This window comes from Baaleninema sp., from assembly GCF_049974805.1.
Taxonomy (GTDB): Bacteria; Cyanobacteriota; Cyanobacteriia; order Cyanobacteriales; family Geitlerinemataceae; genus Baaleninema.
In genome coordinates this window covers 1-1,204 of sequence record NZ_JBNGCO010000242.1, presented here as the reverse complement: position 1 = coordinate 1,204, position 1,204 = coordinate 1, and the positions used below count along the sequence as shown (strand labels likewise).

At 50.7% G+C, this 1,204-nt stretch carries 1 protein-coding gene; it reads left to right on the top strand.

Annotated features, from left to right (window positions below; translation table 11 throughout):
- Nucleotides 1-1,018, top strand: a 1,018-nt coding sequence (locus ACP5D4_RS21635; protein WP_428013672.1) for a sensor domain-containing diguanylate cyclase, incomplete at its 5' end; no start/stop codon positions are given.
- Between the last annotated feature and the right edge of the window lie 186 nt (nt 1,019-1,204).

Below are 1,204 nucleotides of genomic sequence, written 5' to 3'. Positions count from 1 at the left end.
GTCTTCAGACCGGGGAGTGTCAAAAACCACCGTCAACGAAGTGCGAATGGTGCTTCAGTGCGATCGCGTCTTGGTTCAGCGGTGTATGTGCGATGGCGGAACCACTGTTATCGTGGAATCCCGTCACGGCCACTGCCAATCCACCTTGGGATGGCGAATCGGCAATCCTCCCGTATTTGCGTTGCGCGATCCCGAAGGTTCGATCGTCGATTTAACCCTGTTCGATGTTTGGCCCGAACAGTTGTGTCGATCCTTCGAGGTGAAAACGAAGCTCGTCATGCCCGTGTGGGTCAACGAGCGTTATTTTGAAAACGCACCGTCGAAAACAGTCTTGTGGGGGTTTATGGTCGCCCATCACTGTCGCCAAGAGCGTCAATGGCAACCGACGGATACCGAACTTCTCGAACAGATTGCCAAACAACTGGCCATTGGCATTCAACAAATTCAGCTCTATCAAACTTTAAAATCAGCCAATCGCGAACTGCAACTTTTGGCCTCTCTCGACGGGTTGACGCAAGTGGCCAACCGCCGCCATTTCGATAGCATTCTCGAGCGAGAATGGCGCCGTTGCACTCGCGGACAGCATCCTCTGTCTTTGATTCTGTGCGATGTGGATTTCTTCAAACTTTATAACGACTGTTACGGTCATTTAGCCGGGGATGAATGTTTGCAAAAAGTTGCCGCTACTCTAACTCGTGTCGTCACCCGTGCTAGCGATGTCGTCGCCCGTTACGGTGGAGAAGAGTTTGCGATCGTGTTGCCCGAAACCGACGCCGAAGCTGCCTTTTTCCTCGCCGAAAGTATTTGCGATCGCATCGTCGGGTTACAAATTCCCCACAGGCGATCGTCCGTCTCTCCCGTCGTGACGCTGAGTGCCGGAGTCGCGACCCAAATTCCCCGGCCGCGATCGCATCCCGTTTCTCTCCTTGCCACCGCCGATCTTGCCCTGTACGACGCCAAATCCAAAGGCCGCAACTGCGCGCGATCGAGTCAGACCTTAACTCACGAAACCGGGTAAACCTTTCAGCAACTCTCCTTTCACAATATCCTTTTCAGAAGATATCCGGCATCTTAAAGATGCCGGATATCTAGCCTTTCAAGACCTATAAATCACCGTTTTTACTCTCTATTTATTTATGTTTTTATGTCAAAAAATATTATATAGCAATCCTTTGGAATAATTACCACCACTGTATTCAAGTAG